The sequence below is a fragment of the Salinibacterium sp. ZJ450 genome (assembly GCF_011751885.2).
Lineage (GTDB): Bacteria > Actinomycetota > Actinomycetes > Actinomycetales > Microbacteriaceae > Ruicaihuangia.
On record NZ_CP061771.1, the window covers coordinates 651,543 to 677,736 of the forward strand.

Sequence of the window (26,194 nt, forward strand, 5' to 3'; positions counted from 1 at the left end):
CCCCCAGATTCAGTGGATGAAGGCCTTCAGCAGGATCATCACGATCCCGAACGCGCCGGTCGCCAGGGCGCCCAGGATGCGGGTGAGCAGGGGAGCGCCGCGACGGAGGAAGGCGACGTAGCCGAGCACCCCCAGAGCGACGACCTCGCCCCACAGGGCGAGCCAGATGGCGACGGCATCTGGCACGACGCGAGTTGCTCCTAGCAGCAGGATGGCGGCAGGGATCGCGGCTCCGATCAGGAGCCCCGAGGACCGGCGCACCGAGGCCAGAAAGGCCCCCCGCAGCTCGATGCTCTGATGCCGTCCGACGTTGAGGTGGGCGAGCGTGCCGGCGTAGACGTGCGCCGCCCAGAACACCAGCACGGTAACGATCACTGTCGTGAAGACCGCCCACGACGTTTCGTCGTGGCTGCCCGACACGACGATCATGCCGGAGACGAGGATAAGCCCGTAGACGGCCTCTTCGGTAACGAAACCGGCGCCGCGCACTGGCGGATCACCTTCGGCGAGTTCTCCACTCATGGGGCCATGCTAGGTCGCGCCATCGCGGAATCGGTCAAAGCCAACACGCCGCTGTGAACTATGGGTAAACTGATGGGCTGCCCGGCACTCGGCTGGGCATTTCGTCTGGAGTGATCGTGGCCAAGGAACGTGGAGAGAAGGTCGTTGCGACCAACCGCAAGGCTCGCCACGACTACCTCATTGAAGACACCTATGAGGCGGGCCTCGTGCTGTCCGGCACCGAGGTGAAGTCGCTGCGCCAGGGTCGCGCATCTTTGGTTGACGGCTACGCCTTTATCGAGCGCGGGGAGGCGTGGCTGGATGCCGTGCACATCCCCGAGTACACCCAGGGCACCTGGAACAACCACGCACCGAGGCGCAAGCGCAAGCTGCTGCTGCACAAGGCGCAGATCCTCAAGATTCATAACAAGATCAAAGAGGGCGGCTACACGCTGGTGCCGCTGAAGCTGTACTTCAGCGATGGTCGCGCCAAGGTGGAGCTTGCGGTGGCCAAGGGCAAGAAGGAATACGACAAGCGTCAGGCGCTGCGCGAGCGGCAGGACAACCGCGAGGCTGACCGGGCCATCTCGTCGAGGCGCCACCTGGGCGAATAGCCGCTCAGCTGCCGGCTGGCGGCTGAGGGTCGCGGGGACCCTCCGCGTTCTCGTCGTCGGCGGGCTCACCGACGTCGCCGATATCGCTGCGCAGGCTGCCGGTCTCGGCGTCGACCGCGGCGCCCACGGTGGGCGGGAAGCGATCGGGCGGGAATCGCGTGCCCAGTCCGTGCTTGCGCATGATGTCGCGTACCGGCCCTTTCACTTCGGCGAGCACGAGGCGGATGCCGCGCTGGGTGAGGTACTCGTCGAGCTCGACGAGCTCGTCCATGGCAGTCGTATCGATGTCGGTGATCGGCTCGGCCGCGAGGATGACGGTGTGGATCGCGGGTGCCCCGGGTTCGGCATCCTTCGCAGCCTTCTCGACCATGGAACGCACCCAGTCGTCGAAGATGCCGCCGTTGGCGAAGAAGAGGCGAGCGTCCCAGCGCAGGATCAGGACGCCCGGGATGCGCTCCGCCTCCGGGTTGCGCACGCGGTCGTGATAGCCGCGCACCTCGGCGATGCGCCCGAGTTCGGTTCGGTAGGGCCGCCATGAATCGACGACAAAGGCGATGAACGAGAGGCCGATCGAGACCAGGATGCCCGCGAGCACGCCCACGAGGAGCACGCCGAGGGAGGACGCGAGCGAGAGTACGGCGTCCCAGCGATCGACCTTCCACAGCCTGATCAGGCCGGAGAAGTCGATGAGGCCGATGACGGCCATGATCACGACCGCTGCGAGCACTGACTCCGGAAGAAACCGGGTGACACCGGGGATCAGGACCATGAAGGCGAGAACAAGGAGGGCACCGACGACCCCCGCGAGCTGGGAGCGAGCCCCCGCGGCCTCGGCGACGGGCGTGCGCGAGGTCGAGGCGGAGATGGGGAACCCGCCGAACAGGCCACCTGCGATGTTGGCGATGCCGAGTCCCGCCATCTCCCGGCTACCGCTCACCTTCTCGCCCCGTCGCGCGGCGAGAGTGCGCGACAGCACACCCGTGTCGGCGAACGCGATGAGGGCAACCCCGACGGCGGGCGCCGCGAGGGCCGCGACATCCGCCCATTTGATCTCACCCAGCGCCGGCGTCGGCAGCCCCTGAGGCATCGCGCCGACGACCGGAACGATGCGGTCGAGGCCGAACACCGCGGTCACCATCATCGCGCCGGCGACGGCGACGAACACGCCGGGTATGCGCCCGCCCCATACATAGCGGAACACGAGGATGACGGCGATCGACCCCACACCGAGGAGCGCCGCGGGGACGTCGATCTCTCCGCCCGTGATGCCCTCCGCGATGCTGGCAACGTCGCGTACCGGGCCGAGCGAGTCGATCGAGAAACCGAGGAGCTTCGGCAACTGGGAGATGATGACGACGAGGGCGATGCCGTTCAGGTAGCCGATGCGGATGGGCTTCGACAGCAGATCAGTCACGAACCCGAGACGGAGACCGCCCGCGAGCACAAGGATGGTGCCCACCATGATCGCGAGGAGGCCCGCCAGCGCGACGCTACGCTCCTCGCTGCCGAGTGCGAGCGGGAGGATCGCGGCCGCAATGATCGGCGCGAGCGAGGAGTCGGGCCCGATCACGAGGATCCTCGACGGCCCGAACACGGCGTAGGCGAGAAGGGGGATGATCGTCGCGTAAAGGCCGGTGTAGGCGGGCAGCCCGGCGGCCTCGGCATAGCCCATGCCAGCCGGAACAAGCAGTGCCGTGAGTACGAGCCCCGAGCGGATGTCGGGCCAGAGCCAGGCGCGCTTGTAGCCGAGGGCGACGTCGAGCCCTGGGATCCAGCGGCGCAAAGTCCTCACGGCAGCGGTCACCGGGCCAGCCTACGCGCGGGGCACCGACCGTCGGCCCTCGCAGCCCCTCAGGGTCGCGGTCGATCGCGGGCAGGACGGTCAGTTTCCCTTGTCGGTGCGGGCTTTGCTGGCGGGTCGCCAGGTGCCGGTGGGGTCGATCCAGGGTGGTGCCTTGAGGTGGGGGACGCCGCGGATCATGCGGATGTCCCAGCCGGAGGTTTCGATGGTTCGGTGGTGGAACCAACACAGACTGACCCCGTTGTCGGTGTGGGTGAGCCCGTCTTTGGCCCAGTCCAGGACGTGGTGGATCTCGGTCCAGCCGGCGGGGATGTTGCAGCAGATGCAGCTGCCGTCGCGGAGGTTGATGGCGCGGCGTTGGGCGGGGGTGAACACGCGTTGTTTGGTGCCGAGTTCGATGATCCGGCCGAAGGAGTCGAATCTGACCGGTTGGATGCCGCCGGTGCAGGTCATCTGGTTGACCGCGGCCATCGAGATCGGGGTGGTGAGCCCGTCGATCCAGCCGGGTCCGCGGCCGCTGTTCAGGTCTTCGGCTTTGACGCTGACCAGCACGGTGGGGGAGGCGCCGCCGATGCTGGGGGCCTTGCCGGAGCGGGCGTGGCCGTCGACCAGGGCGGCGAGCACGTCGTGGCGTTGCTGGTCGGGGGTGCGGTCATCGCCGAGGGCCTCGGCGGTGGCGCGTTCGGCGTCGGTGAGGAACACCCCGGTGGTGTTGGGGGAGAGGTAGGCGTCGAAGAGCCGGTCCAGTTTCGCGGCGATCTCGGGCAGTAGGGCGTATTGGCCGCGGACCAGTCCGTCGCGCAGGTGTCCCTTGCCGAACATGCGGCTGCGCATGGCGCGTTCCTCGGAGGGTTGCAGCCCGTCGGGATCGATCACGGCCCGCCAGACGGAGGCCTGGATGGCGATCTCATCGGCCGCGCAGGGCAACGGCGCCACCGGGGCGGCATCCGGGTCAGTGTCCGGGTCGCCAGCAGGGTCCGGGTCGGTGCTGGTGGGGTGGGTTCCGGTGGCGGCGGCGACCAGTTCGGCCTCGGCGGCGGCCAGCTCGTCCGGGTGGGCGTTCGCCGGTTGCAGGCCCTTGACGATCGCCGCGGCGGCATCGATACCGATCCGGCCGGCGGTGAGGGCCTCGGCGACCTGCGGGAACCGGCCCGGCAGTGCTTCGCCGCTGAGGGTGGTGTCCGGGTGCAGCTGCCGGCCGAGTTTCAGCCGTTGGTTCGCGGTCAGGCCGCCGATCAGGGTGACCCGTTCCAGCAGCTCGATCGCGTTCCGGCAGCCCTTCTGGTAGGCCAGCCCGTCCGGGCCGAGCTCGCGGCGGGAGCGGTCGCCGATCTCGCCGGCGGCCAGCACCCGGGCCCCGTCCACGGTCCGGCCGAGCCGCTCCACCGCGCCGGTCAGGATCAGCAGCTCCTCATCGGTCAGCGTCCGGACGCCGACCGGTCCGAGCAGGGCAGAGAGTTCCGCGCCGAGCTGGTCGAACTGGTCTACGAGGGTTTCCATGTCTCCTATGTTCCTCCTCTAGAACACAGATACGAAGGAATGTCGCGAATCTTGGGATAAGTCACCGAGCCGGCGCCTGTGGAGGAGAGGACGCCCTCCGACATCCGGCAATCAGCTCGCAATGAACCGCGCATCCACCTCCGCACGCACCTCGATCTCTTCCGGCTTGAACTGCAGATCGCCGCTGCTGGCGCTAGCCATCCGAACCATGTCCGCCTCGAAGACGCGCGCCGCTGGCGAACCCTGATCGCCCAACATCCCTGGGTCGGCGAGGGCGATGGCCCGCACCGTGCCGAGCCCGATGCTCTGAGCGAATACGCTCGCCTTGGCCACGGCATCCTTCACCGCGCGCGAGCGCACCTCGGCGGTGACGGTGGTGATCTTGGCGTCGGTGAGCGTCCACTCGATCTCGCCCAGGGTTACCCCATCGATCGCGACAACGCGTTCGATGAACCGGGCGAGCGCCTCGAAGTCGCTGAACTTGACGGTGAACGAGACCGCGGCATGGAACACCGGTGCCAGGCGCCGGCCCTCACTGTGCCACGGGCGTTCGCTCCAGACGCGCACCGAGTCGCTCGACCACCAGGTAATCGGCCCGTCTGGAGACTGATGCAGTTGGGTGATGTCGTCGCGCACCCGGTCTGCCGCGACAGTGGTGCCTTCGAACACCGAGTCCCGGTCGCCGCCCTCGAAGCTCACGGTCACCGTCAACTTGGCGCGCTCCGCCGGGAAGTAGGCCGAGAACCTGCCCTTCACGGTGATGATCGTTTCGGTCACGGCGGTCTCCTTATTCACAGACTCGGCGGCGGCATAGTCTTACCGCGTCCAGTGTTCTATACTGTAGAGCTGTGCTCTTCGGAGCACGATTGGTAATTCAACAGCGCGTGACAATGACCCACCTAACGGTGCACATGGGGATGATCGGTTTCGACATTGCCTGCAAAACTGCGAGAAGCGGGTCGAGGATGCAGGGTTATCTCGTAAACGATCTCTGCAAACAATAAGTGCCAATTCAAAGCGCACTGACTTCGCCCTCGCTGCCTAAGCGAGCTCGATAGTCCGTCAGCCCGTGGGTCTGTTCCCGCCCCGGTCGCTGGCGTCATTTAGGGAACTTGCTGCGACATTACGCCTTAGGGTGTCGCGGGACTTGCACTAGGGCTGGGCTCGTCGACCTAGAGGCCTGCAGCAAAGGTCGGAGCCGAGTAGAACGCCTGAGCAGGCTACGCCCGTAGAAGGCGCAGAATTACAGCAGTGGACCGGGGTTCAATTCCCCGCATCTCCACAAAAGCAATGAACAAGGTGTCGCATGACTTTTCTGGAAAGCTTCAGAAATGTCGGTGGCTGTTCGTAGCATTTGGAGAACTCCTCAAATGAGGGGATCTCCCCATGGTCGTTGTCACGCACTGTGATCGCCCCCTCCGGTGAGATTCTTTTGAGAGCTCACCGGAAGGGGCGTTCGTGCGAGTTCAAACAATCAAACTGGCTGCCATGAATGGGGCGCTTCTCACCGCGACCGGTGAACCGATTAGTCCGGACGACATCCAGTCGATTGCGCGTGGGGCATCCATTCCGGACGGAACCCCGTTTCTCATCGGCGAGGACGGAGACGTTCTGTCCGCCGCGCACGTCAACGCCTACCTGCTCGAAGCATCACGGCAGCGCGCCTACGCCGGCGATTCACTTCAAGCCGTGCATGCACCGACCCTGCTCCGGCTTCTTCAGCACGTCCGGAATCGACAAAACGCCAAGGTTGACCTGAGCGCGACCAAACGGGAAGACCTAGTCGACTACAAGGATATTCGTCGACCTCGACTCGCAGCCGGAAGCTGGAACAATGAGCTCGCCATCCTGAGCAGCTTCTTCGACTATGCGCTGAAAGCCGGCTGGGTCGACCAGAACCCGGTGCCGCGGTGGGGGAGTCGACAACGCAGCACGCTGGCCGACCGAACAAGTACCCACCGCCGAGAACGCCACCTAACCGAACAACAGCTCCGCTTCTTCCTCGAAGTCGGTCTCCGCGGAGACCTACCCTCCGACCGTGACACGCGGCCGCCCTACCCGGAACGGGACTACATCCTAGGGCTCCTCCTGGCGACAACCGGGCTCCGTCGGCAAGAGGCAGTGCTCGTCCTCGACTGCGAGATCCCGACCCCGACGACTATGCCGGCCAGCGGAGTGCACACGTTCACCCGATACGGCAAGGGCTCCCGCCCTCGCGACATCTGGATCACCGACACCTTCGTCGACAAGGCTCAGCTCTATCGCAGCTCCAACAGGGAGAAAATCATCGCTCGTGCGCAATCCTCTCTCCGCAAGCGTGTTCGCGAGCATAGAGCCCTGATGACCGTTGTTGAACAAGACAACCGCGAACCGCCCAAGCTCATCATCGACGGCCACCGGGTGAAGCCCGAACTGCTCAGCAACGCCGACCGCGCACGCGCGGTCACCCGCCGGGCCGATGGCACGATCGAACCGCTCGCGTTCATTGTCGCGGAAGGCGGCAAGCCCCCCGCCCTCCGCACGGTAAACCAATGGTTCAACGATGCGGTCAACAGAGTCTCTCCGCTCGACCACCCCGCCCAGCCGCCCAGCCACATCCACGTCACCCCGCATGTCATGCGCCACACCTTCGCGGTCCGCATGCTCGCCGCACTCATCCGGTTAGGGCGTGAAACAAAGAGCAACCCCTACCACTTCCTCGCGTCACCCGAGTTCGTCGTTCAACAACTCCTCGGCCACGCGGACATTGAAACCACGGCGATATACCTACGCGCCGCCCTGCGCTACAGCGACGAGCTTCCCGACGCACTTCGGATGCTTGTCGCTGAATCAATCGGCAGTCCCGGGGGTTCCGCTTTTGCAGAAAGTGATACCTACTCATGACTACCTCGAAGCAGGCCATTGTTGTTGTGGTGCAGGAGAAATACGGCACGGCTACCCGGTTCATCATCAGGTCCGACGAGTATGCCGTTCCGCGACTTGTTCGAGAACTGGCAGAACATTTCCAAACGATCGCGCCAGAGATCGGCGGTTCGGTTGAGGAGGTGGCAGGGGCAATCCGCAGCTTTGGCAGATCGATGGGGAATCAGCCCCTTGACGCTCTTCACATGCAAGACTTCGGCCTTAATGACTTACGGACTCGTCATCTCGACGCATGGGAGCGACAGCTCGCCATCGCCCAATCGGAATCAGGAACAGACACTCCATATCGCCGCGCAGTCCATCTGTTCGCACTGCTGCGTCGATTCGATGACGACCAACCCGGCACGCTTCACAGCGGTGTCTCACGTCGGGTCCGTCAGCAAACCCGTCTATCGCACATCCGCCGCGCTCCGGACGCAGACCACACCGACGAGGAGTCCCGCCGGATACGCAGCGCCGCGCACCGACTCGTCTATGACGCACTGTGCATCGCTCAAGAAGATCCCGACTATCTGCCGAACAGCGACGTCATAGCAGCCCTGCACGTGCTGCTCAGCCTCGCCACCGGCGAGCCACCCGAAGTGCTTCGATCACTGACCATCGACGACCTCAAGGTCACCCCAGAGCCCGGGCGTCGCGCCGATTGGCCTCGAAACCCCAGCTGGTCGCAAATGACTGACCTCGCCCGAGCCGACGGTATTCAATCATTTGCAGTGACCTTCACCAAGCGACGCGCAGGAGTCCGATACGACGAGGTATTCACCCGGTCCGACCATCGGGCCGCCCACCAAAGCCTCACCAGACTGCTTGTTCTCACCGCCGCTGCCCGCACTCAGGCCACAGATCGATCGCTCTGGCTCACTAGGAAGAATCTATTGACCCGGCAAATGGATTGGCGAAAGGCAGGTCTCCTGTCCACCTGGTATCGCCAGCACGTCAAGGGTGCTCCGATCAGCGTTCCGCACAAATTCTCCCGTCTCCGGAAAACCAAGCTGCGGCGGGAGTCCTCCGCCGACCCCGTCCGCTACCTCAAGGACGGCCGCCGACACACTGCACGGACCTTCTTCGAGCACTACACAAATAGCGCCGTACTTCGAGCCGAGGCTGGCGCGATAGTCGTCGAAACGATCGGCTCCTACTTCGACATCGCCACAGGGCCCACCATCATCACCCCAGAAGCAGAAGCCATGCTCCGGGCCGGAGCGACAGTCGAGGTCCTCGATCCCGGCACAGCCACAGCTCTGATTAGCGGGCAACTCGAAGGAGCGCTCTGCGCGTGTCGAAATCCACTCGACTCCCCCCATGCGCCGGCAGGCGACCTGTGCCCTGTCGCGCAGATGGGACATTGCTTCGGCTGCCCCAACGGAATCGTCACCGAGCGGCACCTGCCCGCGCTGCTGGTTGTGGAGGAGATTTCGAGTCCTCAAGAAGCACCCAACCTCGCTCTCTGGAAAGAGGTGTGGGAGCCCATACAGCGAGGGACCAGAGCGATTCTGCCCCTTTTCCCCGCGGATGCCATTGCCCGCGCCCGAGAGCACGTGGACAAAGTGCACATCGATTTGGGGCTTCGCAACGACTTGAGAGGAACAAATGGCTAACGGAGTCAGCCGCTCATACGCCCACGGAGGCGCTCCGCGATTCTTCGATGACGACGAAGAGGTCGAGGAGGGCAACCTCCAGGGTCCGCGATTCGGTGATGAGGTGTGGGAATTCGGTGACCGCCCACGGCTTTCGCAGGGGGAACGTCGCATCCGGGTCTCTGATATCCCGAAGGGGTACCTTGAAACCGCTCGTCATGTGCTGTTCGTCCTGAGCAGGCCCTCACATCCGGTCGTCGCCGAGAATGCCGTCGTGTCTGCGCGCAGACCCGCCCCCATGGCGAAGCTGTACAAAGTATTCCGTCAGCTCAGAACCATCGCGGAATGGGGAATTGCTCGAGGGCTGCACAATTGGGGCGAGTGGACGCAGCCGACCCTCGACGACTTCCTGACCGATCTACAAGCGGGTCGCCACCGACCGCAGGGACAGGCGCTGGCGCCGGGCTCGGTACGTGGATATGTTTCCACACTCAAGCTGCTTCACCGTCTCGGTGGCGTGCTTCCCTCTGGTCTTCCAGAGGAGCCCTGGCCAATGCGGTCGGCGGCTCGGGTGGCAGGCGAGGTCGCGGCTTTCGAGAACCGGACTCCGCCGTTGCCCTGGGATACTTGGCGACCGCTGATCGCCGCATCCGCGGTATTCATCGACCGCTTCAGCACAGACATCCTCGCCGCAGACCGGGCGCTGCGAGCAGCTCAGACGAGCAACCAATTGAACCGAGGCGCAACCGGTAGCGACGCCATCGAGTGCCTCGAGAAGTTTCTCGACGACGGCGGGGTTATCCCACTTCACACTGGCTTCGGCAAAGCGGGTGGGCGTTCCCGAGGCCACGCCAACTTTGCATTAGTGCAACGCCTTGCGGGAGTGAGCGGCATCACCTTTAAGCGGACGCACCACGCCTACCAGCCCCGAGTGTACGAAATCATTGATGATGCCGTCACCGAGGGAAAAGTAGCGTACGGCGGTCTTGTAACGCCAAGCGTAGAGATTACGGACGGGTCCGGCGAGAGCACCACATGGATCACAGAAATTGGCATGGGGGAGGCCGAGTACCTTCCGAGCCTCCTTCGGGCGGCCAGTTACATCCTGATCGCTTCCCTCACTGGAATGCGCGACAGTGAGATCCAAGAACTCCGCGTGGGCAGCGTCGAAATGCAAGACGGCCTAACCGTCCTGCGAGCCAAGCAGTTCAAAGGTCGATCACCCGAAGGTATCGAGCGCGTCTGGTGGGCGCCGGAAGTTCTGACGAAAGTCGTCGATACGCTGACTGAACTCTCCACCCACGAATGGCTCTTCGCACGGGTGCCACGATCTGGGGAGAAGCGCCGACCCGGCCCATATGACCCACATCGTGACATCGCCCGTCTCATCGACTTCGTCAACGCCGCACCCGACTCGCGTGTAGGGCGAGGAAACGGACTCGCTCTTGAGAAGATCGCACTCAGCCCGTCTGATGCGATCAACGCAACATCGCTTCGTCGGTCTTACTCGGTATATGCGGCGACCCACCCCGGCGCCATCATCGGAATCGGAATGCAGCTTGGACACTCCGCGTTGCGCCAGACGACGGTATACGGCAGCGACGGAAACGAGCACGCCGTTTCCCTGCTCAATGACGAGCGCATTAAAGTCGTACGCGAGGAAGTGGATCGCATTGTGGGCGACGCCCGGCCACTCGCAGGATCCGGAGGTGATGACCTGGATAAGATTCGCGCACAGGTGATCCTTGACCCCGACCGCGCCGAACGTCTACTCGACCAGGTAGCCGATCGCTACCATCTCGGCCTTGTAAACGATTGCCTGTATACGCCCGGAACTGCCGCGTGTGGAACAGACGGGCCGCACCTCGCCGGGCACTTTTGCGCTGCGAACCGCTGCCCCAACGCCGTATTCCACGAGACGCACCGGCCGCTGATCACCTTGCATATCGAGCGGCTCGACCACCAACTGGACCGCCCAGGAGGGCATCCAGATTTCGCGTCTTCGATCCGCGAGCAACGCGCAGGCTGGGCGGCGGTGCTGTCATCTCTGACGGACGATTCGGAAGGGAGTGCTGATGACGCACAAGCGAGTGAGTGACCAGTCGATGCAGGCCATCAGCGATGCGATTGATGCGATTGCTCGCGACGATTCGCTGCCGAGAACGAAACGTGAAATCGAGAAACTGACCGGACTCAGCCACGCGACAGTGGCCCGAGCTTTCTTGCAAGATCAAGCAGCGACTGTGGCCCGATGGCGGCTGGAAGCACGATTCACGGAACTGACCGCACACAGCGGTGGGCGCAGCCCGCACGCAGCGAATGTTGCCGAGTTGAAGAGTCTGCTGGCCCAGCGGAATCGCGAGATCACGCAGCTTCGGGAGCAGACTGCTCGCTATCAGCAGATGATCTACATCCAGCACGTAGCTACTCAGCAGAAGTTAGGCGGTGTCGCTCCTATCGGGATTAATCGCCCGCGAGGGAAGCAGAATTGACTCCGGCGGGAAGCCCGACCTCCTCGGCAATCCTTGTGGACCCCGACTTGCTCGCTCGCGAGCGAGTGCCGGCTCCGTAACGGAGGAGCGTGTCCGTCTGGCCTACGGTTCTAGACAGCGGACAGGTGCCCTCAGTCGTCGCCCAGATCCGACTCGGTTGTAATCCAATCTTCGTCACCGTTGAGTGGCGTGGTTCGTTCGTCGGCCGGGCCGATGGACGGAATGGGTTTGCGATTGTCGGTCATCGCTCAACCTTCGCGATCAGTGAGTGAGAGCACAATGGGCGCAAGAAGTTCTTGACTATACGCTGCAGGGGTGGACATGAACGAACCTGACTCGTCGAGCCGACCGGCCTTGGGTGACCAGCTGTCTGATGCGGAGATAGAGATTCTCCGCGCGGGTGGCATTGACCTCACCGGCGACGACGAGGACCCGTCCAAGTACGAAGAAATGGTCGCCGAGTCGACCGCGTGGATCCGAAGCCTGTTCCTATCCGTGGACAAGGCTGCGGAACGATTGTCGATCGACGCGAGCGAGGTCGAGCGAATGTGCGAGGACGGCTTCCTCGTTGCGGAGCGGCAAACTGATAGCTGGAGCATTCCGGCGTGGCAGATCATCCGGGGAGACGGTAACAGGTACTTCCTTCTGGAGCGACGGCGTGACGTGGATGCTGCGGGTCGAAAAGCGGACCGTGATGCCGTGACCATCGCGACTGTCATGAACACTCCGCAACGCGAGCTTGCAGTTGGTGACGTGCTGATTACACCTGTTCAGTGGCTTGAGCAGGGACGCGATGTGCGGACCGTGCTCCAAGTGATGTCGAGTGACCCCGGGGCTTGGTGAACATCTAGCCGCAACTGTTGGAGTGGAACCCTTCGCGCCGCAAAAGGTTCCTAGGAGGACGTTCCGTCGGTTCGCTTGCGAACTGGCATGGCCCGACCGGCGGGCCTCAGCGAAATTCGTTCGTTAGAGGTGCAGCCGGACGCTAGCCGCTGGATTGGGCACGTAATCACGGGGCACGCTTATCTGCAGTTACGCAGTTGGGTACCTCCGTCTGGGGGTCGGATTGGCGAAGATTCTGAGTGATGATTAGGTATGGACTTCGACCTCGACCGGATGGGCTGGCGCCAATTCGAGCATCTCGTGCAGGCCCTTTCCCTTGCGGAACTCGGTAATGGTGTGCAGATATTCGGGGACGGCGTTGACGGGGGACGAGAAGCCACTTTTGACGGTCCTGTGCAATTCCCTCAAGGAAGCGGGGAGCTCTGGGACGGCTACGGAATCATTCAAGCGAAGCACCGCACTTTCCCGGGTGATCCGCAGAAGAATGCCGATGAGGTCATCGCCCAGATTCGCACTGAACTGTCGAAATTCGAGGCGGACGTTTTTGGAGCAGTGAAACGGAAGCGGAAGCCGAAGTACTTCCTCTTCGCGACTAATGTCCGACTATCCCCAGGTGACGAATCCGGCGGAATCGATCGAGTCGAAGCCGAACTCGAGTCGTGGGAGACCAAGCTCAATCTCAAGGGCACTTTCGTTTGGCACTACGCCAACATCTGCCGGATGCTCGAGAAGCACGAATCCATCAGGCGATCTTTCGCCGGCTTCGTTACCCCAGGCGACGTCCTATCTGAACTGATGAACCACTTTGGAGTGGCCACCGGAGCGATCGCCACGCAGCTTCGTGTTCACGCAGCCCAGCAGCTTCGGTCTCGACAGTGGGTTGACCTCGGGGACAGTGGCGGCGACGGCGATGACCGGCTAGCGCTGAGCCAGGTAGGCATCGATCTGCCCGCCATCATTCCCGCCCGCCTCATTGACAGCGGCGCCGAAGAGCCGGCTCGGGAAGTGCGGGTGTTGCAGCACGTCGTGGAACGCGGGGACACAAATCTCCGGGATGCGTACGACGCCGGCGACGGGATTGGCATTGTCATCGTGGGCGGCCCGGGGCAAGGTAAGAGCACAATCGGCCACCTCATATGCCAGGCCTATCGAGTTGCGTTGCTTTCCGACGCGGCAGCGAGTCTGCCGGGAAACATAAAACCGGTACTCGAGGCAACCCGAGCGCACATGGCCGAAATGGGTGTAGCCGTGCCCGTCAATCGCAGATGGCCCATCTACGTCGAGCTGTCGAAGTTTGGGGATGCTGTCGCAGCCGATCCTGAAACCTCACTTCTGAAACACATCGCAAGTGGCATCACTGTCGAGGGCGAAACGTTGAGGGCCAACCAGCTTAACAAGTGGAAGGCTGATTGGCCCTGGCTAGTGGTTCTCGACGGGCTGGATGAAGTGGCGGAGATCGAAACGCGGCAGCGCGTCGTCAACCGGATCGCCGACTTCGTAACCGAAAGCAGGCTGCATAACCACGACGTCTTGATCGTCGCCACCACCCGACCTCAGGGGTACCGCGAGGAATTTGCTGAGTTCGAGCCGGAGCGACTTGAGCTGCGCAGCTTGACTTCCGCGGAGGGTTTGGATTACGGCAAACGACTCGTCGAGATTCGCCATGCCCCGATCCCTGACAAGATTCCGGATATAACTATGCGATTGGAGGCGGCGACTCACAGCGACCTCACCAGTCGGTTGATGCGCTCTCCGCTGCAGGTCACCATCATGGCGATCCTCCTTGAGAGCGTCGCGAGGGTTCCGAGCACCAAGCACGCGCTGTTCGACGCCTACTACAAGACCATTTACTCGCGAGAGGTAGGGAGAGCGGGAAACTTAGGCAGTTTGCTCGAGCTCCATCGTGAGCACATCGATTTTGTGCACGAGCAAGTCGGTCTCCGCTTGCAAATCAAATCTGAAATGCCGGGCGAGTCCGAAGCAATGCTCAGCGATCAGGATCTCGAGCAGCTGTTCCGCGTCCGCCTGACCAAATCGGGCTTCGAAGAACCTGAAGTCACGCGATTGTCGACGAACTTGATGAACGCGGCGAAGAATAGGGTTGTACTCCTTGTTGGCAAGCAAGCGGGCCACGTTGCGTTCGAGGTGCGCTCCTTGCAGGAGTACATGGCTGCGCGGGCTCTGTCCACAGGACCAGACGACAAGGTCCTAGACCGAATCGATGCGCTCGCTCCGTCCTCCTTTTGGCGCCACACGATGCTGCTTTTTCTGGGGCGCGCGTTCACGAAAGAGCACCTCCGCGACAGCATCATAGTGCGCATCCGGCAACTCGATACCGGCAGTTCTGCCGGACTCTTCCTCGGCTACGGCGAGATGCTCGCAATCGACCTGCTCGAGGACGATGTCGCGGTAACGGTGCCGCGTGTCAGACGCACTCTTCTCGAGCACTCGTTAGGGGCGCTCCGACGATGGCCCCGTCCTGAACTTCTCAAGCTCGCGACGGTTGCAAAGCCGTTCGTGGATACGAAGGATGCAACTGAAGCCACACTCGTTCGACGTCTCATCACTGAGGCTTTCGAGTCCAGCGGCAGGGCGCACATCAGCGCCGTGCTCGTACTCAAGACGTGGAAGAACAAGCCTGGATTAGCTGGGGCGTTTGCCAATCTCATGCTGGAACGCAACCAGAACTGGCGGCCTGACCCCGCCCGTGACCGTGACGTTCGACCCAAGTACTCCGCGCGTGACATTTTTGCGGACTCGTTTCCCGATGAAGACCTTGCGGAAGACAAGCAAGTAGGGCGAGACGCGATCCTCACCCTGCTGAATAATCACAAGATGCCGCGCGACACCAGTGCGGCAGAGGCAAGCAGCTACGCACTCCAGCGGGCGAAATTGACTGATGCCCTTCCTCTGCAGCCCCTCTTTGAGGACCCCGAGCTAGAACAGCGGATGATGCAAGCCGTCGACAGTTTGTCGACGTCCGATGCCGTCGCGGCGACTTGGATGCAGCAAATCATTTCCATCGTCGATGAGCGGCGACCAGTTGGGACTGATCCACGAATCACGGAACTCGTCGAGGCGGCAGAATGAATGACTTCGCGAGCCAACTCTCATCATTTGGGAGCAACGCCTTCACAGCACTCCGCCCTGCGCAGCTTGACGTGCTGGAGCAGTATGGCAATACGTTTGCAAGCTCACCTGACATTGGGATTGAGCTTCCGACGGGCGCGGGAAAGACGCTCATCGCTCTGCTCATCGCGGATTTTGCGCTCGATCGCGGCCTGCGGGTGTCCTATCTCACGGGGACCCGACAACTTGCAAATCAAGTCATAACGCAGGCGGAGGGCTTACCCGGGCTGGACGTACGGCAGTTCTATGGCAAGAACTATCCGGCTGCCGATCTCCTCGCGTATAACCGGGCCGAGGCGCTCGGCATTATGAATTACTGGGTCTACTTCAACGCCTCGCCGAAGGTCGAGCCCGCTGACCTCATTCTCTTCGACGATGCGCATCTTGCAGAGCAGGCATTGGCCGGGATGTATACGCTTCGCGTCGGGCGGGAAAGTGCTGAAGCGGCAAGCCTTTACCAGGCCATCTGTAACGCAATCGATCAGACCGCACCAGGACTGTACCCCCTACTACCTGCGCTTCGAGACGGCGCGGTTCCGCGAACCGTTGCGCCCGAACTCATCTCCTTCTTTGACTGGGAACGAGCGCTCACCGTCGTCCACGACCTCATCGATGAGTCTGAGCTTCTCAAGTCGGACACCTCCGCGTTCTTTGCGTGGCGGGCAATCAAGAGCAACCTTGCGCGGTGCGGGGTGCTGGTCGGCCCAACTGCAATCGAAATCCGCCCGTACCACATACCGACACAGACAATTCCGGGATACACCAAATCACGGGAGAGGGTGTACCTCTCAGCGACGCTTGGGCAGGTCGGGGACATTCAGCGTCGTCTCGGAACGCGTCCTGTAACCACCATTCGGCCGAAGGACAGTTCGCCAACGGGTATTCCACGGCTTGGCCGGCGAACCTTCCTTGTGAACCCCGGTCTGGAACAGAGCCTAGAAGGAAATTCGTGGTCTTTCGCGATGGAGCAGGTCGAGCAGGCTGCTAAACACCCGGGTGGCCGGGTCGCTTGGTTGTGCGCCAGCACCCCTGAAGCCAACGAGATTGAGAAGCGGCTTACTGACCTCGGCAGCCGGGTATTTCGGCTGAAGCAAGGAGATGACTCCGCCGTGGAACGATGGCAAGAGGTCCCTTTTGCGCACCTTGTCACCGCCGGCCGATTCGATGGGCTCGACTTTCCGGATGATGTGTGTCGTCTCGTCATCGTTCCAAGTGTGCCTGCGGCCTCTACTGAGTTCGAGCGCTTTGTGGTTGCCTATCTCGGTGACGCGGCTTACATGCGTTATCGAGTTGGCCAACGAGTAACACAGGCGCTCGGAAGAGCGAATCGAACGCCGGGCGATGCGGCGCTCTATATCGGTCTCGATCCCGCGCTCGGCGCAGACGTGCGTGAAGCAGTGGCAACGGGAATTCAACTCCATGGCGGCTCTTGGAACGCCGTCCGGGAGGCGGCGGCCTCGTTTTGGACCCAGGTCGAGGATCCCAAGCAGCAGGCGGTCGACGCGGACAGCGCCAAGGTCCGCCGGACACGACCCGGCCGACAGGTTGGAGCCTCGGCCGCAGACAGTGCGCCGTCCGAAATTGCTGCAGTGACTCGACTGTGGCTCGGGGACAGCGAGGGTGCAGCAACAAATGCTGCCAGGGCTGCCGAACTGCTCGATGGGTCGGGCGAATTGGAACATGCCGCGTTTTGGAGCTACGTGGAGGCTCATAGCTATTTCGTTGGACGATCGGGGGAGGATGAAGGACGAGCCCGCAAAGCATTGCAGACGGCTGTCGCTTCGGCGCCGCAGACCGCTTGGTTCGTGCGACTCCAGCGGACCGTTCATGCGATGGAGGGCACTGCGCCCGGCGATTCCTCCTTGGATTCCGTCTTTCTCGCCTGGGACGAATGGATTCGCGAGAGTGGGTCACGCGTTCTTCAGGTATTGGCTACGGCTCGACAAGGCCTGCAAGGTCGCATGGAAGAACAGAACGAGGCGTTGGCGACATTGGGTCGGTTATGTGGTCTCAACGTACGGCGGAACGCTTCCCCACGGCCAAGTGGCAGTAGATGGGCATGGGCTACGGCCGGTACGGGTCACCTCCGACTTCTGATGGCGCGTGACGGACATAGTGGGCGTGTTGAGCGCGACGACGTGAATGAGCTCCTTGCAATCGTCCTCGAGGAAGAGACGCTTCACCCGCGATCTCGCGTCTCGGGCTGCCTCGTGACCGAAGCAACCACACTCACTGAGGCTGCGGCGCTGGCTGCGGCAAGTGATCGGATATCGTTCGTCGAAATCGGAGCAGCCGTCGCCCTCTACGACCTCATGGCGGAACGGTTCACTGATTACGTGTCTGCAAGTGGAACCGGATCCGCTCGGGAGCGCGGGGCAGCACGCATAGCGCTCGAGCATCGCCTCCCAGCCGGCAATTGGCTTGCTGACCTAACCGGTCCGCGAGGTGTGGAGTTCACGACCGCGATTGATGTGAGAAACGCGTTCGCCGCTAAGCGGTAGGTCAAGGCCTCCGCGCTACCTAAACGCGCGACATGTCCGCGCCGATCCTGCAGAAACTCGAGTGGTCTCACGGATGTGCCGCTGCACGTCGAAGGAACCCGCGACAAAGTGCCCATTCGGCAAATCGGGTGGGTTAGGGGGCGCAGATAGAGTGAGCCCGGTGCTCTGATTCAGTTCAGAGCACCGGGTTTTCCTGCTGGCAAGAATCTCTACTGAGCTGAGGGGGTGGCGATGCGACTCAGCCCCGGCGACGTTCGTTGCCTTCAGCCGCGCCACCACGGCTCGAAGATTACGAGCAGAGGAACACGTACCGACGCTACAGGGCCTGGATGGCAGCGATTCCAGTGCAACAAGGCTTAGTCGGGTCTGCTGTAAGAATGGGCGCATGACGCGCTGGCCGCAGGTACTCATCGCCTTCGTCGTTGTGCTCGGTGTCACCGGGTGCACGCAGGTCTACACCGAACGCTCGGGTGACGTGCCACCAGAGCTCTACGACATCGCTGACCCCAACGACATGATCCCCGGGGTCGCTTGGGCGGGCGGGGACACGGATGTATGGCTGGTGCTCACTTGGGGGAGCTCGTCATGCCCTTGGGAGCCGAAAGAAATCCGCGAGATCGGGGACGCCATCTACGAGATTCGCATCGAGAAGACCGGGGGCTGGTTCTGCACCGCCGACCTTGCCCCAATGGTCTATAGCCTCCCGGCGCCCGTGACCCGGGGCACCCCGGTGACTGTGCACCTCGGTTCAAGAATCGTAGGGCTCTAAACAGCAAACCGAGCACCCTTCGTGTAAATGATGGACGCAGCCCAGTCCCTTCACCGCACGATGATCGTCATGCTGGCGGCCGATTCCTATGGCCCCGTCACCCACCCGATTTGCCGAATGGGACAAAGTGCGAGGGGCTGTCGATGAAGGGAAAACGATCGAGCAGTTGTTCAAGAGCCACGGGGTGCTGTACGCCTAAGCCGTAACCCGCGCGCGCACCCGATGCCAGTCGATATCGATGAGAATAGTTCGCTGTGCCCGATAGAGTGCCGTGGTGGATTGGCTTATCAACTCGAACGCGGCTGTGACGGTGACTGGCGCGCTGTTAGGCGTGGTGGGCACGCTGGTTGCCGCTGGTATTGCCCTCGGCGGTCTTCTTTGGACATTCCGTCATGAGCGTCGCGAGCGAGCCGAGGAACGGTTTGACCGCGCTCTTCAGGCCCTTATGGAAGCACTGGGGCGACGAGCTGAGCAGCTAGATGAGTGGGTGTCGACGCCGTCGCACACACGCAATATGAGGGGTGAAATCTCGACAAGCTGGCCCAAGAGCCGCGACCGGAGTGGAGGTCCCCTGGACGCCGATGTGCAGACGGCTGCGGATGTTGCCCATATGTTGGCTCGCGGTGACGATCAAGTTCAGGCGTTGGCGACCGTCGCGGAGACAATCTACATGCTGAAGCGCGGCCGTATCGGATGGCAGATCGGCACATGCGGTCAGATCGTCGGAGACATTCGAAAATGGAGGTCGGGAAAGCTCTCGACTCAAGCTTTCCATGACCAGATGAAGGAACTGACCGCGACTGCTTTGGCGCATGAGGATGCGCTCGCGCGCGAATCCGTCTAAGCGGGGGCTGCCTCATGCACTCCCCATGGGCTAAAGCGCAACACCTTTAGGCGCGCGAAGCGTTGCAGACGCGGTACATGGGCGGACAGGGCCGTCGAACGTCGTGTCGGCTGGGAACTGGGTTTGCGGGACAAGCTAGCTGCATGGGAATCTCCTTCTTCGATGAGACCATGCGCCGCGAGCTCTGGAAGTCCGAGAAATCATATGTGACATGACCGCGTATGCAAGGCCTAGATACTCTTTTTGGCGCTTGCTAGCGTTTGCCTTCCAGCCAAACGAGGTGAACCGGGGATGGTCAGTCGCCCGTACCGTGTGTGTCTGATCCGCCGAAATTGGCAACTCAACAAAGGAGCCAGAAATGCGAAAAATCGGATACATCGGTGCGGCAGCCGTGTTTGCGGCAGCGTTAATGATTCCCGCCGGTGCGGCGGCGGCTGCGCCAACAGAGGTGATACGAACCCAACTCGTAAGCGACCGGTTCAACACCTGCTCCGGGGAGCTCGTTACTTTCACTGGCGAGGCCACGATTTGGCAGAAGACACTTGCCGATGGGTCGAACAAGATAACCCTCTTGATCCGCGGTGAGGGGACAGGCGAGAGCGGCAACGAATACATCGTCCACGTCAATAGCCTGCTGGTCTTCGACCCCTCAGTGGGGTTCGTACTGGAGGACGACAAGATCACTCTCGTGAGCAAAGGGTCAGCCCCGAACGAGTCCCTCCGCATCCACTCCGTGCTCGGTTCTCCGGACAACACCTTCGAAATAACCTGCCGAGGCTGAGCAGCCCTTGCTGGGGCGACCTGCTCATTTGTGCGACCGAGGAGACGGGACCACGCTTCAAGCGTGCGCGCCGAGACTTGCAACGGCCCGGCGATCTGCTGGATCTGCGGGTCCTTGTCCGCTGTGACAGAGCTTTCGAATCTTCACCGCCCTGCCGACTGCTCGAGCCAAGGCTTAGGTGACAGCCGTACGAGGTCTTCCTCCGACGGTGACGGCTTGGGATGTTGACCGCAGTATGACCGCGATCTTTCAAGCAAAGGGACTGAAAAAATGACCGAAGTTGTATTGAACGAAGAAGGCACTATCCAAGTGTTGGAGGAGCCCTTCGGCCTTGGCCGGTGGGAATCGTCAGAAACACAGATGTCGGCGCATGCGGCTGCATCATTGGGCTTCATCGGTGCCGGCACAATAAACGCCGAAGTCAAGTCACTTGTACTACTGCGGCACTTGCTGAACTACAAGGAAGTGGAAGGGGAGTTGGGTACGGAGCGATGGGGGGTCGCCATTCGTCTCGTCATCCTCGCTCAAAGCGCAGACCTTGAGGCCTCTCTGACCATTCCGCAGGTCGCAGCGAGGGCGGAGCTCAATGACTTACAAGCCAGCGCTATATTGCTCGTGCATGGCTACGAGCACGCTGGTTTGATTGATAAGTTCCCTGATTTTGCGTTCTTCAAGGGCCTCAATGTGGAAAGTTACGCGAACTACACTCGCGCAAGCGATGACATCAAAGACTTCATTGGTGAACATCCCGAAGGTATCAAACCAGCGAAGCTCGGCGTGCAGACGCGACCAAGCAGGAATGACGCTGACATGGCCACCGCTGTTGTAACGACGGTTGCCATAGCAGCGGTGGCCGACGGCAAGCCCTTTGATGCGTTCCGCCGCAGGCACCCTCTCTATACCGAGGATGACATGAATGTGGCTCGAGGCGTGTGGGAGAGGTTGGGTGAAGGATCGTTCGATCCCGGCATTGAACCATCCCTCGTTGCGCAGGCTCGCGCTCGTGATGCGTTGAGGAAGGCTGACAACTAGCAGTTGTATCTCGGCACCATGGGACGACTATGGACGCGAGTCGACAAGATGAACAGTACGCGGCGAGCAATGGCGCGATTCGTTTAGTTGATGCAAGAAGCTCTTGGGAGACACCGAGTGATCATCATTGCTCACGAGCGTGGGCAATCGACCGTCGAGTTGGGATACACGTCCACCTGGGAGACACGTCAGATATGACCTTTATCTCCACCATTTGGTCGTGTCACGCGTTGTTGAGGAATTAGGGCCGTCCATCTGGGCGGCCCTATTTCGTTCTGCCCCCTTTCGGGGCAGATTGTCGGCATGTGCGAAAACTATTCATCTCTACCCGTATGCTGCATCTGCAGGAATCTGACACTGATGATGGGGTACACACGTGAAGAGAATCGACAAGAGGACCCTGGGTCGCGCCGTGGCCATGGGCCTCGGGCTCGCGATGATCGGCGGGGCGACCCTTGCCGTGACCGCCCCGGCGATGGCGGCGGATCCGGCCTTCGGCTATAACGTTCCCGAGGTGTACGCGAGCGACATCGCGCCTAACGAAGACCTGTACACGGGCTGGCACCAGGGTTACGCCAACGCGGCCGACTCCTTCGAGGTGACCGCCGAAGGCCTCGTGCTGACCGGCGAGTCGCAGGTCATCTACGGGTACGCGGAGGGCCACCGCATCACTGCCGACTGGCTGCTCAAGGAAGACGTCAGCGCAGGACGCATTTCGTGGACGACAACCGCCGGCAGTGACCCCGCATATTTCCAGATTCCGATGTTCTTCGGCGCAGACACGGTCACGCCCAAGTTCACAACGCTTCGCCCTGAGGCGCCGGTTGCCGGAACGAACACCGCAACGCTCGACCAGAACTGGGTCACCAGCGGCGACATCAACGACAGCTATGGCAGTGACGCGATTGCGCCGCTGGGTGACCTGCTCGACGCGATCATCGCGGAACAGAACGCCCAGGTGATCGGCTTTGGCGTACTGAGCCAGGACGGCACCGAAAGCGTTGTCACCAGCCTGAGCTGGCACTACGCGACCTACACGTTCCTGCCCGGAACCCGCATCGAGGCTGGCACCGTGGCGGTCACCGGGGCCGCCGCTGTCGGCAGCGTGCTGACCGCAGTCCCGGCCGGCTGGCCCGCGGACACCAGTTTCAGCTACCAGTGGATCGGCGCGACGGACAGAATGGGCGGCCCAATCGACGGCGCCACCGGCTCGACCTACACCGTGACCGCCAACGACATCGGATTCCGGTTGATGGTGGAGATCACCGGAACCAAGCCAGGGCACGGACCGGGAACCGCCCTGAGCGCGCCGACCACCGCTGTCCCGGCGGTGGCGAAGGCCGTCGGAGCCCCTCCGGTTGCCGATTCCACCGGCCTCGCTGCTTTCCTTGCCTCGAAGGGCTCGACGCCGCAGAACCAGACCGCTGCGGGACTGCCGGCGGGATCGCTTGACCCGTCGAAGCCGTATACGGCCACGCTGCCGTGGGCTGAAGGCAGCGACGCGTTCGTCGACGTCTACCTGTACTCCAGCCCGGTTGTGGTGGGTGCCTTCCCCATCGTCAACGGCGTGGCGCAGATGACCCTGAGCGCGGCCGTGCTGAGCAAGCTGTCGGAAGGTTCGCACACGCTAGTGGCAGTCGGTCAGACCTCGGGAAGCGTGCAGAGCGTTGCGCTCAGCATTGCCGCGATACTGCCGGCCACGGGACCGAGCGCGGCGTTGCCGCTGTCGGCCGGGGCACTGCTTCTGCTGCTGACCGGCGGCGCGCTGTTCATGGTTGGTCGCCGCAAGCACGCTTAACCAGCACAGAGTGGAAGGGCACGGCGGAAACGCCGTGCCCTTCGTCATGCCGAGTGCGCGCTGGGCGCAGCAGTCGATCAGATGGCCGCGCCCTTCAGCGTTCCCGTCGACTGTGTCGGAGCGAAATCCTCGTCGAGGGCGAAGATGAAACAGACGACCTCGCGATCCCCCTCAGCCCAGGTGGACTCGGAGGGCACCAGCGGGCCGACGCCGAGCATCGACTCGTCGTAGGCAATGCCGGCGAAGTCCTCGAACTCGGCCACACAAGCATCGCCCGCCTCAGCGAGCAGAGCCTCATCGCCCGGGAACTCCTCGGCCTCGATCTCGTAGGCGAAGTACGCCTCGTTGTCGTGCGGCTCACTGCACGGCACCGTCGGTATGGCGGCGATCTCTTCTGCCTCCACGTCGTTCGTGCAGTCGCCGACCCTAATCGAGAAGACGTCGGTGTTGTCGTTGCGCTCGGTGATCTGGCCGTCCGAGTCTCGCACGGCGTCGCCCGGGAACAGGCCTCCAACGAGGCTGCAACCGGACAGAGTCAGCGCGACCAGCGTGATCATCGCAACGGAAACGGTCTTCAAGGTGGGGGACATCACACGGTGCTCTCTGGCGCAGGCTGGAATGAATGTCCAGCCTATCGAGCACTCCTCAGTTCGACCCGGCCGCCGCGCCCGGCCGCCGCGCCCGGCCGCCGCGCCCGGCCGCCGCGCCCGCCGCCGCGCCAGCCATGACGCTGCGCGCGGCCAAACAGTGTCGCTCCGGGCGGCTACCGTAGAACTCATGGCAGATGCAGCAGAGCGGACGGGCGCGGCACCGACGAAACCAACGGCGCCGACGGCGCTGCGCGGCGTGCTGGTCGTCGTCGCCGGGATACTCCTGGCGGCGTGGGTGGTCGCCGGACGGTTCCTGTTCGGCGCGGGCGGTGACCTGACTCCGCTCTACCTGTTGCTCGGCATCCTGATCGTCGTGCTGCACGCGTTCATCGGGCTGGCGCTGCTGAAAACGGCCCAGGGCGGGCACCGCACTCGGGGCTCCACCGTCGGCACCCTCGTCGGGGCTTGGGTGTGCGGCATCCTGCTCGGACTCACGATCCCAGACATCACGCCAATCGGACTTCAGACCGTAATCACCGGCGTGACCGAACCTGGGCGCGGCATCGCCATCGGGCTCGCGAACCCGGCCGGCATCATCATGATCGCGCTCATGATCGCCTCGCTGGTCCTGGCGAATCAGGATGCGCGCGGCCCCCGCCCGTCGGACGACGACGCGGACTGAGCAACACCCAGCCCGCGATCGCGCGCCCGAGCAAACAGCGGCGGCCCTGTCACGCAGCTGAAGCTTGGCGAGGATCGTCGCGACATGATTTCGCACGGTCTTCTCAGAGAGCAGCAGCGCCCTCACTCTGCCCTTCTACGGAGCCGAGGCATTCGCCCTGAACGCCATCGGGCAGCGGGTGTTGGACGAGGCTGACCCGATGCTGCTCAGCCTGGCCGAGGAGGTGCGCGGCGGGTTGGGGGTCGTCATCTTCATCGTGGGTCTGCTGACGCTCGGCGCCGCGGCGATCCCGTTCGCCATCAGCCAGCGGGGGTCCCGCCTGGGCCGGTGGGGCAGCGTCGTTCTCGCGGTAGGGCTCGTCACCTTCCTGCCCCAGTTCTTCGGCACCCCCGAGCTTCGGGTGGCGCACGGCGCCGTCATCGCGCTCGGCTGCGTGCTGCTCGCATTTGCCGCCTGGGCGCCGAACCGGGTGTCGCGCACCCAGAGGATTTCCACCGGCGGATGACGCCAGAGCGCCGGAGTGCGACTATGGGGTGACAGCCTGCCGCCAGTCCGCTGAACGAACTTCTGGACGCACAATGCTCGCTTTCCATCGGGGGAGGGGCAACCGGGCCGACACCGAGACCCCGGGAGCTCGCTCGCCGCAGGCGAGCCCATCCGTTGCCCTCTTCTGGTGCTTGTTCGCCGGTCAGGCGTCCGTGCTGGTGCTCAGCCCGACACTGGTTCCCCTCGCCCGCGAGCTGGGCGTGTCGGTGTCCACTGCGGGCCAACTGCGCACCATCTCCGGGGTCGTTGCCGGCGTCTGTGCGCTGGCCGCTGTCAACTGGGTGGCGAAGCGGGTAGGGCTCCGACAGCTGGTGGGTGCGGCGGCGCTGGTGCTGGCGGTCGGGTCGGTGCTGGCCGCGCTGGCTCCGAACTACCTGCTGCTCGCGCTCGACCAGGTGCTGATCGGCGCCGCCCTCGCCTTCCTGATCTCCGGCGCCACGGCTGCCGCAGGCGAATGGGCACCCGCCGATGACCACACTCGCGTGCTGTCGCGGGCACTGCTCGGCCAGCCCGCCGCGTGGGTGCTCGGGCTGCCGCTGATCGGGCTGGCACTGCAGGGCGGATGGCGCGTGGCCTGGCTGACCGTGCCGGTGCTCGCCGCACTGCTCGCCGCGACGCTCGTGCTCGCTCGCCCGAAGGATGCGCCGACCCCGACGGTCGGGGGAGTGCGCAGCATGCTGACGAACCCGGTGGCAGCGGGCTGGGCGGTGGCAGAGCTGCTGGCGTTCTCGGCGTGGGCCGGGGTCCTGGTCTACTCCGGTGCCCTGTTCATCGAGTCGTATGCCGTCTCGCCTGCGATTGCATCGCTGCTGCTGGCCGTGGCGGCGGCCGGCTACTTTCCCGGCAATCTGCTGGTCAAACGGATCGTCTCCCGCCGGCCGGTGCGCCTGTTGCTGGTGCTGTCGCTGGCGATGACGATCAGCGTGGCCGCGTTCTGCCTGATCCGGCCGGGCCCGATAGTCAGCACCGTGCTGCTGGCGGTGCTTGCCTTCTTCGCCGGCGGTCGCACCCTCGCCGGCGGCGCCTTTGGGTTGGTGGTCGGCTCCGGCAACCGGGCGGCCGCGATGGGGGTGCGCGCGGCCGCGCAGCAGTTCGGCTACTTCCTCGGCTCGGTGGTGGGCGGGCTGGCGCTGGCCGTCGCCGGGTACCCGGGGGTTGCCGCGGGTTTCGCCGGACTGATGCTGCTGGCCGCCGCCGTGTACGCACGCCTCGCGCTGCAGACTCGGCGGGAGCGTTACTGGTAGCACGCCGGACGGGAGCCGAGCAGGGTCG

22 protein-coding genes, 1 other RNA gene and 1 pseudogene are annotated in these 26,194 nt (G+C 63.2%); 17 read left to right on the forward strand and 7 right to left on the reverse strand.

Features of this window, described 5'->3' with window-relative positions; all coding sequences use genetic code 11:
- Positions 1-9: 9 nt before the first annotated feature.
- On the reverse strand, positions 10-522 hold the full coding sequence (locus tag HCT51_RS03145) for a hypothetical protein (protein WP_166870267.1): 513 nt from the start codon (positions 520-522) through the stop codon (positions 10-12).
- A 116-nt stretch (positions 523-638) separates the two neighbouring features.
- On the opposite strand from HCT51_RS03145, the gene smpB reads away from it, so the two are divergent.
- Positions 639-1,115, forward strand: coding sequence for an SsrA-binding protein SmpB (smpB, locus tag HCT51_RS03150; RefSeq protein ID WP_166870269.1), 477 nt, complete (start codon positions 639-641; stop codon positions 1,113-1,115).
- Positions 1,116-1,119: 4 nt separating this feature from the next.
- Here smpB and HCT51_RS03155 read toward each other — a convergent pair whose 3' ends face one another.
- The 3 genes from HCT51_RS03155 to HCT51_RS03165 all read right to left on the reverse strand — a co-directional run bounded on the left by HCT51_RS03155 (position 1,120) and on the right by HCT51_RS03165 (position 5,193).
- A complete protein-coding gene (locus tag HCT51_RS03155) occupies positions 1,120-2,919 on the reverse strand; it encodes a SulP family inorganic anion transporter (RefSeq protein ID WP_224760640.1) in 1,800 nt (599 codons plus the stop codon).
- 78 nt (positions 2,920-2,997) lie between these two features.
- Entirely contained in the window at positions 2,998-4,416 is a 1,419-nt protein-coding gene (locus tag HCT51_RS03160; RefSeq protein ID WP_191413752.1) for an HNH endonuclease signature motif containing protein, read from the reverse strand.
- Between the two features lie 111 nt (positions 4,417-4,527).
- Entirely contained in the window at positions 4,528-5,193 is a 666-nt protein-coding gene (locus HCT51_RS03165; RefSeq protein WP_166870273.1) for an SIMPL domain-containing protein, read from the reverse strand.
- 136 nt (positions 5,194-5,329) lie between these two features.
- Between HCT51_RS03165 and ssrA the strand changes: the two genes are divergently transcribed.
- The 3 genes from ssrA to HCT51_RS03180 all read left to right on the forward strand — a co-directional run bounded on the left by ssrA (position 5,330) and on the right by HCT51_RS03180 (position 8,936).
- Positions 5,330-5,701: a transfer-messenger RNA gene (ssrA, locus tag HCT51_RS03170) on the forward strand.
- Between the two features lie 404 nt (positions 5,702-6,105).
- A complete protein-coding gene (locus tag HCT51_RS03175; RefSeq protein WP_166870275.1) occupies positions 6,106-7,299 on the forward strand; it encodes a site-specific integrase in 1,194 nt (397 codons plus the stop codon).
- Positions 7,296-8,936, forward strand: a complete 1,641-nt coding sequence (locus tag HCT51_RS03180; protein ID WP_166870277.1) for a hypothetical protein — start codon at positions 7,296-7,298, stop codon at positions 8,934-8,936. The genes HCT51_RS03175 and HCT51_RS03180 overlap by 4 nt, the downstream gene beginning before the upstream one ends.
- 13 nt (positions 8,937-8,949) lie before the next feature.
- On the opposite strand, the gene HCT51_RS03185 is transcribed toward HCT51_RS03180, so the two are convergent.
- Positions 8,950-9,135 (reverse strand): hypothetical protein, encoded by a 186-nt coding sequence (locus HCT51_RS03185; protein ID WP_166870279.1) that lies wholly within the window; start codon positions 9,133-9,135, stop codon positions 8,950-8,952.
- 78 nt (positions 9,136-9,213) lie between these two features.
- Here HCT51_RS03185 and HCT51_RS03190 point away from each other — a divergent pair, with 78 nt between their 5' ends.
- The 10 genes from HCT51_RS03190 (at position 9,214) to HCT51_RS03235 (ending at position 23,104) form a co-directional block, all read left to right on the forward strand.
- The gene (locus tag HCT51_RS03190; RefSeq protein ID WP_166870280.1) at positions 9,214-11,013 is read left to right on the forward strand and encodes a site-specific integrase; all 1,800 of its coding nucleotides are present in this window, start codon (positions 9,214-9,216) and stop codon (positions 11,011-11,013) included.
- On the forward strand, positions 10,991-11,407 hold the full coding sequence (locus tag HCT51_RS03195; RefSeq protein ID WP_166870282.1) for a hypothetical protein: 417 nt from the start codon (positions 10,991-10,993) through the stop codon (positions 11,405-11,407). The genes HCT51_RS03190 and HCT51_RS03195 overlap by 23 nt, the downstream gene beginning before the upstream one ends.
- Before the next feature lie 315 nt (positions 11,408-11,722).
- Positions 11,723-12,250, forward strand: a complete 528-nt coding sequence (locus HCT51_RS03200; RefSeq protein ID WP_166870284.1) for a hypothetical protein — start codon at positions 11,723-11,725, stop codon at positions 12,248-12,250.
- Positions 12,251-12,502: 252 nt separating this feature from the next.
- Positions 12,503-15,340: a hypothetical protein gene (locus tag HCT51_RS03205; RefSeq protein WP_166870286.1), complete on the forward strand. Its 2,838-nt coding sequence runs from the start codon at positions 12,503-12,505 to the stop codon at positions 15,338-15,340.
- On the forward strand, positions 15,337-17,880 hold the full coding sequence (locus HCT51_RS03210) for a DEAD/DEAH box helicase (protein WP_166870288.1): 2,544 nt from the start codon (positions 15,337-15,339) through the stop codon (positions 17,878-17,880). Before HCT51_RS03205 ends, HCT51_RS03210 begins: the two co-directional genes overlap by 4 nt.
- 385 nt (positions 17,881-18,265) lie before the next feature.
- Positions 18,266-18,649, forward strand: coding sequence for a hypothetical protein (locus HCT51_RS03215; RefSeq protein WP_166870290.1), 384 nt, complete (start codon positions 18,266-18,268; stop codon positions 18,647-18,649).
- Between the two features lie 274 nt (positions 18,650-18,923).
- Positions 18,924-19,493 carry a hypothetical protein gene (locus tag HCT51_RS03220; RefSeq protein WP_166870292.1) on the forward strand — a complete coding sequence of 190 codons (570 nt, stop codon included), beginning with the start codon at positions 18,924-18,926 and terminating at the stop codon, positions 19,491-19,493.
- 358 nt (positions 19,494-19,851) lie between these two features.
- Positions 19,852-20,274: a hypothetical protein gene (locus HCT51_RS03225; protein ID WP_166870294.1), complete on the forward strand. Its 423-nt coding sequence runs from the start codon at positions 19,852-19,854 to the stop codon at positions 20,272-20,274.
- A 270-nt stretch (positions 20,275-20,544) separates the two neighbouring features.
- A complete protein-coding gene (locus tag HCT51_RS03230) occupies positions 20,545-21,306 on the forward strand; it encodes a hypothetical protein (protein WP_166870296.1) in 762 nt (253 codons plus the stop codon).
- A gap of 376 nt (positions 21,307-21,682) precedes the next feature.
- The gene (locus tag HCT51_RS03235; protein WP_166870298.1) at positions 21,683-23,104 is read left to right on the forward strand and encodes an LPXTG cell wall anchor domain-containing protein; all 1,422 of its coding nucleotides are present in this window, start codon (positions 21,683-21,685) and stop codon (positions 23,102-23,104) included.
- A 77-nt stretch (positions 23,105-23,181) separates the two neighbouring features.
- On the opposite strand, the gene HCT51_RS03240 is transcribed toward HCT51_RS03235, so the two are convergent.
- Complete coding sequence (locus tag HCT51_RS03240; RefSeq protein WP_167046328.1) at positions 23,182-23,694, reverse strand: septum formation family protein; 513 nt, start codon at positions 23,692-23,694, stop codon at positions 23,182-23,184.
- Positions 23,695-23,881: 187 nt separating this feature from the next.
- On the opposite strand from HCT51_RS03240, the gene HCT51_RS03245 reads away from it, so the two are divergent.
- A complete protein-coding gene (locus tag HCT51_RS03245) occupies positions 23,882-24,376 on the forward strand; it encodes a hypothetical protein (protein WP_224760796.1) in 495 nt (164 codons plus the stop codon).
- A 72-nt stretch (positions 24,377-24,448) separates the two neighbouring features.
- Here the strand turns inward: HCT51_RS03245 and HCT51_RS18925 are convergent.
- Positions 24,449-24,502, reverse strand: a pseudogene (locus HCT51_RS18925) (hypothetical protein); the annotation flags it as partial.
- A 73-nt stretch (positions 24,503-24,575) separates the two neighbouring features.
- Between HCT51_RS18925 and HCT51_RS03255 the strand changes: the two are divergent.
- Both HCT51_RS03255 and HCT51_RS03260 read left to right on the forward strand, forming a co-directional pair.
- On the forward strand, positions 24,576-24,881 hold the full coding sequence (locus HCT51_RS03255; RefSeq protein WP_166870302.1) for a hypothetical protein: 306 nt from the start codon (positions 24,576-24,578) through the stop codon (positions 24,879-24,881).
- Between the two features lie 73 nt (positions 24,882-24,954).
- A complete protein-coding gene (locus HCT51_RS03260) occupies positions 24,955-26,166 on the forward strand; it encodes an MFS transporter (protein ID WP_166870304.1) in 1,212 nt (403 codons plus the stop codon).
- Positions 26,167-26,194: the final 28 nt, after the last annotated feature.

Bases quoted from the DNA above. Each gene is read 5' to 3' on its own strand.
- HCT51_RS03145 (WP_166870267.1), bottom strand. From the start codon at position 522: ATGAGTGGAGAACTCGCCGAAGGTGATCCGCCAGTGCGCGGCGCCGGT.
- HCT51_RS03160 (WP_191413752.1), bottom strand. From the start codon at position 4,416: ATGGAAACCCTCGTAGACCAGTTCGACCAGCTCGGCGCGGAACTCTCT.
- HCT51_RS03180 (WP_166870277.1), top strand. From the start codon at position 7,296: ATGACTACCTCGAAGCAGGCCATTGTTGTTGTGGTGCAGGAGAAATAC.
- HCT51_RS03185 (WP_166870279.1), bottom strand. From the start codon at position 9,135: ATGACGAGCGGTTTCAAGGTACCCCTTCGGGATATCAGAGACCCGGAT.
- HCT51_RS03190 (WP_166870280.1), top strand. From the start codon at position 9,214: ATGGCGAAGCTGTACAAAGTATTCCGTCAGCTCAGAACCATCGCGGAA.
- HCT51_RS03195 (WP_166870282.1), top strand. From the start codon at position 10,991: ATGACGCACAAGCGAGTGAGTGACCAGTCGATGCAGGCCATCAGCGAT.
- HCT51_RS03205 (WP_166870286.1), top strand. From the start codon at position 12,503: ATGGACTTCGACCTCGACCGGATGGGCTGGCGCCAATTCGAGCATCTC.
- HCT51_RS03210 (WP_166870288.1), top strand. From the start codon at position 15,337: ATGAATGACTTCGCGAGCCAACTCTCATCATTTGGGAGCAACGCCTTC.
- HCT51_RS03215 (WP_166870290.1), top strand. From the start codon at position 18,266: ATGACGCGCTGGCCGCAGGTACTCATCGCCTTCGTCGTTGTGCTCGGT.
- HCT51_RS03225 (WP_166870294.1), top strand. From the start codon at position 19,852: ATGCGAAAAATCGGATACATCGGTGCGGCAGCCGTGTTTGCGGCAGCG.
- HCT51_RS03230 (WP_166870296.1), top strand. From the start codon at position 20,545: ATGACCGAAGTTGTATTGAACGAAGAAGGCACTATCCAAGTGTTGGAG.
- HCT51_RS03240 (WP_167046328.1), bottom strand. From the start codon at position 23,694: ATGTCCCCCACCTTGAAGACCGTTTCCGTTGCGATGATCACGCTGGTC.
- HCT51_RS03245 (WP_224760796.1), top strand. From the start codon at position 23,882: ATGGCAGATGCAGCAGAGCGGACGGGCGCGGCACCGACGAAACCAACG.
- HCT51_RS03255 (WP_166870302.1), top strand. From the start codon at position 24,576: ATGCTGCTCAGCCTGGCCGAGGAGGTGCGCGGCGGGTTGGGGGTCGTC.
- HCT51_RS03260 (WP_166870304.1), top strand. From the start codon at position 24,955: ATGCTCGCTTTCCATCGGGGGAGGGGCAACCGGGCCGACACCGAGACC.